6 protein-coding genes are annotated in these 6,345 nt (G+C 69.0%); 3 read left to right on the plus strand and 3 right to left on the minus strand.

The window, feature by feature from the left end; translation table 11 throughout:
• Positions 1-34: 34 nt before the first annotated feature.
• Positions 35-496, minus strand: coding sequence for an Hsp20 family protein (locus Q4I23_RS05165; protein WP_014241011.1), 462 nt, complete (start codon positions 494-496; stop codon positions 35-37).
• 279 nt (positions 497-775) lie between these two features.
• Between Q4I23_RS05165 and Q4I23_RS05170 the strand changes: the two genes are divergently transcribed.
• A complete protein-coding gene (locus Q4I23_RS05170; RefSeq protein WP_498525495.1) occupies positions 776-1,183 on the plus strand; it encodes a DUF1465 family protein in 408 nt (135 codons plus the stop codon).
• Positions 1,184-1,266: 83 nt separating this feature from the next.
• On the opposite strand, the gene rpmE is transcribed toward Q4I23_RS05170, so the two are convergent.
• A complete protein-coding gene (gene rpmE / locus Q4I23_RS05175; RefSeq protein ID WP_014241009.1) occupies positions 1,267-1,491 on the minus strand; it encodes a 50S ribosomal protein L31 in 225 nt (74 codons plus the stop codon).
• A gap of 335 nt (positions 1,492-1,826) precedes the next feature.
• On the opposite strand from rpmE, the gene Q4I23_RS05180 reads away from it, so the two are divergent.
• Positions 1,827-3,659: an ABC transporter transmembrane domain-containing protein gene (locus Q4I23_RS05180; RefSeq protein WP_498525496.1), complete on the plus strand. Its 1,833-nt coding sequence runs from the start codon at positions 1,827-1,829 to the stop codon at positions 3,657-3,659.
• Between the two features lie 64 nt (positions 3,660-3,723).
• On the plus strand, positions 3,724-4,521 hold the full coding sequence (locus tag Q4I23_RS05185) for a DUF2243 domain-containing protein (RefSeq protein WP_498525497.1): 798 nt from the start codon (positions 3,724-3,726) through the stop codon (positions 4,519-4,521).
• Between the two features lie 15 nt (positions 4,522-4,536).
• On the opposite strand, the gene Q4I23_RS05190 is transcribed toward Q4I23_RS05185, so the two are convergent.
• Positions 4,537-6,063 (minus strand): class I SAM-dependent methyltransferase, encoded by a 1,527-nt coding sequence (locus tag Q4I23_RS05190; RefSeq protein WP_498525498.1) that lies wholly within the window; start codon positions 6,061-6,063, stop codon positions 4,537-4,539.
• Positions 6,064-6,345: the final 282 nt, after the last annotated feature.

Consider the following 6,345-nt stretch of genomic DNA (forward strand, 5'->3'; position numbering starts at 1 on the left):
GACGCGTGATGCGCTGCTGCGTGATGCCTTGCGGTTACGCAGCCTGCTGGGTCAGCGCGGGCTTCGCCGTGCCGGTGGTGCCGATCTGGATGGTCCGCGGCTTCATCGTTTCCGGCACCTCGCGCACCAGATCGATATGGAGCAGCCCGTTCAGCAGATTGGCGTTGCCCACCTTGATGAAGTCGGCAAGCTGAAAGCGGCGCTCGAAAGCGCGGCCGGCAATACCCCGGTAGAGGAATTGGCCGGTCTCCTGTTCCTTCTTAGCTTTCCCTGTGACCACCAGAGAGTTCTGCTGAGCGGTGATCTCCAGATCCTCCGGGCCAAAGCCGGCGACGGCCATGGTGATCCGGTAAGCATCGTCGCCCGTCTTCTCGATGTTGTAGGGCGGGTAGGACGCGGCGGCCTCGTCGCCGGTCATCGCGTTTTCCAGGAGACGCGAGAGGCGGTCGAACCCGACGGTCGAACGGAACAGGGGCGAAAGGTCGTAGGAGCGCATGACATATCCTCCAAAAGAGCGATACAGCGATCGGGGACCACGATCATCGTCGGTCCCTCGGCTTGCGGATCCGGCGAACCCCAACTGGGCGTCCGCCGATACCGCGACAGATAAGCGAGCGTTCTTCCCGTTCAAGAGGACGCTTTTCGAAATTCACCGGACCGCGCCGTCTCCGGCCACAAGGCGGAAGGCGGGGGTCCACATCCACAAACCGATTGTTAATCAGTTGCGGCGAGGCTCGGAATCGGGCCATCCGGCCGCGGGAGGGGTACGGCCGTGATGGAAACACCGACCTTCTTCAACGGGACTTATGATGAGACGATGGCGCTGCTGATCGAGGCGCGCAATTACATCGCCTATCATGATGCCGCCAGCCATCGGGCGCTGCCGCCCCATGTCCGGCTTCAGATCTCGTACGAATCGATGCGGGTGACCAGCCGTCTGACCCAGGTCATGGCTTGGCTGCTGGCGCAGAAGGCCGTCCATGCCGGGGAAATGAGCCGCGAGCAGGCGGCGAGCGACGATTTCGCCCTGTCGGGAGGGGACATCTGCACCGATCCCTCCGGCCCCGACAACGAGCAGCTTCCGGAAGGCCTGCGCAGCCTTCTGGAGCGCAGCCACCGGCTCTACATGCGCGTCGCCCGGCTGGACGAGCGCGCCCGCGACGCGGTGGCTCTGGCCGGCTGACGGCCAGCGTTCTCAAAAGCGGCAAACGCGAAAAGGGCGCCCGGCGAACCGGACGCCCCTTTTCGTTTTGCGGACGAAGAAGATTACTTCTTCAGGCCGAAGCTCGCGAAGCGCTTGTTGAACTTGGCGATCTGGCCGCCCGTGTCCAGCAGCTTCTGCACGCCGGTCCAAGCCGGGTGCGACTTCGGGTCGATGTCGAGGCGCAGCGTATCGCCCGGCTTGCCCATCGTGGAGCGGGTCTTGAACGTGCTGCCGTCGGTCATCACCACGTTGATCTCGTGGTAGTCGGGATGGATATCAGTCTTCATGGCCGGGGTTCCTGCAAAGCGAGCGCGGTCTATAGCAAAGCATGCGGCATGATGCAACCGCGTTCCTACGCCGGAAAGGCGGGTGGTTCCGAACCACCGCCGCTTCGCTGTGCATCCCCCATCCTTCACCCTGGAGACAGCGGGGCACAGAGGATTCGAGCGCTTTCGGAAGGCGCCGGCCGCGGCGGGATCTCCGCGTCTTCGTGACTGTATGGTTCAAACGTGTGGCCACACCATACCTTGTTCATAGGCCCACCCCTTGCTATATGCCGGGTTTGCCCCCGTGCACCGCCTGCACATCGTCCTGCCGCCCGTCCTGCCGCTGGGGAGCCCCGGTGTCCCGTCATTCCTCGAAGTCCGATCCGGTGTCCGAAGGGGCGCCTTCCTCCGCGTCGCGCCGCCGCAACCTGTCGCCGCTGCGCCGGCTGTTTCCCTTCCTGTGGCCATACCGGCTGCAAATCCTGGGTGCCATGCTGGCCCTGACCGTGGCCGCCGGGACCGTCCTGGGGCTGGGGCAGGGGATGCGCGTCCTGGTGGACCAGGGCTTCGTCGCGGGCGATTCGGCGCTGCTCGACCGGGCGCTCCTGGTTCTGCTGGTGGTCATCGTGCTGATGGCCGCCTCGACCTTCGGCCGCTTCTATCTGGTGAGCTGGATCGGCGAGCGGGTGGTGGCCGACATCCGCCGCGCCGTCTACAGCCATGTGGTGAAGCTCTCCCCCGGCTTCTTCGAGACCACCAAGACCGGCGAGATCCTGACGCGCCTGACCACCGACACCGAGGTGCTTCAGACCGTGGTCGGCTCCTCCGTCTCGATCGCGCTGCGCAACATGCTGATGTTCGTGGGCGGCACGGCGATGCTGCTGGTGACCTCGCCGAAGCTGGCGGGGCTGGTGTTCCTGGGTGTGCCGGTGGTCATTCTGCCGATCATCATTTTGGGGCGGCGGGTGCGCGCCCTGTCGCGGGCCAGCCAGGACAAGATCGCCGACCTCGGCTCCTTCGTGGAGGAGACGCTGGGCGCCATCCGCACGATGCAGGCCTACACGCACGAGACCATCGACCGCAGCCTGTTCGGGGCGCGGGTGGAGGACGCCTTCACCACCGCCCGGCGGCGGGTGACGGTGCGGGCCATCATGACGATGATCGTCATCGTGCTGGTGTTCGGCTCCGTCGGCCTCATCCTGTGGATCGGCGGGCACGACGTGCTGGCCGGGCGGCTGTCGGTGGGGCAGCTCTCGGCCTTCGTCATCTATTCGGTGGTCGTCGCCGGTTCGGTCGGGGCGATCAGCGAGGTGGCCGGCGACCTTCAGCGCGCCGCCGGCGCCACGGAGCGGCTGTTCGACCTGCTGGACACCGAGCCGGAGATCCGCGCTCCGTTCAACCCGCGCGCGCTGCCGGAACCGGCGCAGGGTGCGCTGTCGTTCCGCGACGTGCGTTTCCATTACCCGTCGCGCCCGGATTGGGCGGCGCTGAAGGAATTCTCGCTGGAGATCGAGCCGGGCGAGACGGTGGCCCTGGTCGGCCCGTCGGGCTCCGGCAAATCCACGGTGTTCCAGCTTCTGCTGCGCTTCTACGATCCGCAGGCCGGAGCGGTCACCCTGGACGGGGTGGACGTCCGCGACGCCGACCCGGTGGAGGTGCGGCGGCGGCTCGGCCTCGTGGCGCAGGACCCGGTGGTCTTCTCCGCCAACGCCTGGGAGAACATCCGCTACGGGCGTCCGGACGCCAGCGACGCGGAGGTGCTCGCCGCCGCCGAGGCGGCCCACGCGTTGGAGTTCCTGCAAGCGTTGCCGGAAGGGCTGGACACCTTCCTGGGCGAGAAGGGCGTGCGGCTGTCGGGCGGCCAGCGCCAGCGCCTGTCCATCGCGCGGGCCATCCTGCGCGACCCGCCGGTTCTGCTGCTCGACGAGGCGACGAGCGCGCTCGACGCGGAAAGCGAGCGCATGGTGCAGGACGCGCTGGACAAGCTGATGACCCGGCGCACAACGATCATCATCGCCCACCGGCTGGCGACCGTCCTGAACGCCGACCGGATCGTGGTGATGGAGCAGGGGCGCGTCGTCGCCACCGGGCGCCATGCCGATCTGGTCCGCGAGGGCGGCCTCTACGCCCGCCTTGCGGCGCTCCAGTTCGACCGTGCGGCGGACGAGGCCGGGCTGGTCGGGAGCTGAGGAGCCCGCCGCCGTTCGGGCGCCGGATGCGGAACCCGTCCGCGCTTGCGGCGGTTGTCGGGCCATGTCCACCGACACGACTCATCTTCCTTCACCGGCGCGGGCGGCAACGGGGCTCCCCTGGGCGGGGTACCTGCTGGGCTTCGCGCTGGGCGGCTTCTTCGACGGAATCCTGCTGCATCAGGTGCTGCAATGGCATCACCTGCTGTCGGCGGTCGAGTCCTCCTCCGTACGGGACATCCGCGTCCAGATCCTGGCGGACGGCCTGTTTCACGCGGCGATGTACGTCGTCGCGGCAGGTGGCCTGTGGCTGCTGTGGCGGAGCCGGCGCCGCTTCGCCGAGCCAGGGGCGGACCGCCTGATGTTCGCCAACGCGCTGATCGGGTTCGGCGTCTGGCACATCCTCGACGGCGTTCTGTCCCATTGGCTCCTCGGCATCCACCGCATTCGCATGGACTCGGCGACCCCCCTGCTCTGGGACCTGCTGTGGTTCGTCGTCTTCGGCGTCGCCGTCGTCGCGGCGGGCTGGCGGTTGCGGCGCGGCGGGGGAGCGGGCGGCGGTGGACGTGCCGCCCCGGTCGCCCTGACGCTGGCGGTTCTGATCGCCGGGCCGGTCGCCGCCCTTCCGCCGCCGGGCGTGACCACGGTGATGGTGCTGTTCCAGCCCGGCACGACGGCGGTGGACGTGTTCGCCGCCGTCGCGGCGGTGGACGGGCGGACGGTCTGGCAGGACCCCTCCGGACAGCTCTGGGCCATTGACCTGGGTGAGGAGGGCAATCCGACGGCGCTGTACCGGCACGGCGCCCTGCTGGTCAGCAACACGCTGCTGCCGACCGGCTGCCTCGACTGGTTCCGAACCTGACGCGGCGCTTCCCGGTCACGCCACGCCGAGGCGGCGCAGCGTTGGCAGGCGCAGGCGGGTGAAGCGGTCGAACCGGGCGCGCAGTTCCGCCACGTTCGCCTCCTCCCCGTCGAGCCGGGTTCCATCGCGCGACAGGGCGAGCCCATCCGCCGACAGAGTCTCCCAGGCGGTCGCCGCGGGGTCGGTGCCGGTGCGCCGGGCCAGCAGGAACAGCGCCTCCAACCGTGACACCGCGACACCGGAGCCGAGGACGGGCGACGCCAGTGTGTCCAGCGTGTCGTCCCGGCGGTTTCGCTCCAGAATCGCGGCGTTGAAGCGGTCGGCCTGGAGTGCGCGCGCCGCCTGGCCGGCCTCGGGCAGGGCGGGCGCCACCAGCGCCAGGCTGGTCAGGATCATCAGGGCGCGCAGCACGGCCTCCTCGCCGTGGCGGACGAGGGTGGGGAGGGCGGCCAACTCCGCCAGCGTGGGCGTGCCGGCGGCCAGCGCCTCGGCCAGCGGGCCGTGCAGGTCCTGCGGAAGGGGCACGCGCCCGACCGGGGCCAGGATCACCTCCGGCAGATCGTCGGGCGGCACCAGAAGGGCGAAGCGGGTGGCGCGCAGCCGGTCCCGCCGTTCCGCCGCGGTCAGCCGCTCGGCACCTTTCACGAACAGGTCGCGGCGGAAGGCGCGGTTGGTCAGCAGGTCGCGCAGCGTCTCGCGGTAGGCCGGGTCGCGCGCCTCGGCCAGCAGGGGCAGGGCATCCGGCGGCAAGGACAGCTCGTCCATCTGCTCCATCGGGACGGCGGGGCCGGCGAAGTCCAGCTTGGCTGCCGCCAGCTCCCGCGCCACGTCGGCGTGGTAGAAGGCCGTCCAGTCGCGGTTCAGATATTCATGGGCGATGTAGTTGGGCGATTTGCGCTTCAGCGAGTCCAGCCGCGCCGGCAGCGCGTCGGCCTGGGCGAACCAGCCGGCGTTGAGGGCGGTGAGGCGGCTGGCGAAGGCCACGGCCTCCTCGATCCGCTCCGGCAGCGGGCCGGTGCGGTCGGCGCAATGCTCGACCAGGACGCGGCGCAGCGGCATGTAGGCGAGCGTGCCGGGCAGGGAGTTGTAGCTGACGAAGACCAGCCCGCCGGGCTTCAGCCGCCGCTTCAGCAACTCCACCAGGATCGCCCGGTTCTCCGCGCTGACCCAGGACCAGACGCCGTGCAGCGTCACGATGTCCAGGTCCTTGGCCCCATCCTGGGCGTATTCGGCGAAGCTCTCCTCCCGGAAGGCGGCGTTGCCCAGCCCGGCCTCGGCGGCGAGGCGCTGGGCGCCAGCGATGTGGCCGGGGTTGAAGTCGACCGCCTCGAACCGGGCGTCGGGATGGCAGCCGGCCAGGACGGCGCTGCTCACCCCGTGGCCGCAGCCGATCTCCGCGCAGGCGAAGGGCCCGGTAAGGTCCATCGGGGATCGCCAGCCGCGCAGGGTCAGCGCGAAGGACAGCAGCGCCGGCGACAGCTCCCGGTAGAAGGCGTGGATATAGCCGATCCCGCCCACATAGCCCTCGGTCCAGCCCTGCATCGTCTCCACTCCTTCCGTCCGCTGGGGAAGGGTGATAGCGCCGGGCTTGGCTGGCTGTCAAAGAAGGCGGATACAAGGGTGAATGCGGAGCCGGAACGAGCCCCGCAAAAAAATGCGATCCTATCCATTTTGGTATCGACAAGCCCAGGACCCTTCGTTATAAACCGCGCCACACCGGCCGGGACGACGGCTTGGCCGGACAGGAACCCTAGTCGATACGGTCAGGCACCACCTGACGCAGAGACGAAGGCTCCGGTGCCGGTGTGAACGAGAAGTGATGGG

The organism is Azospirillum sp. UFLA03-27 (assembly GCF_059803775.1).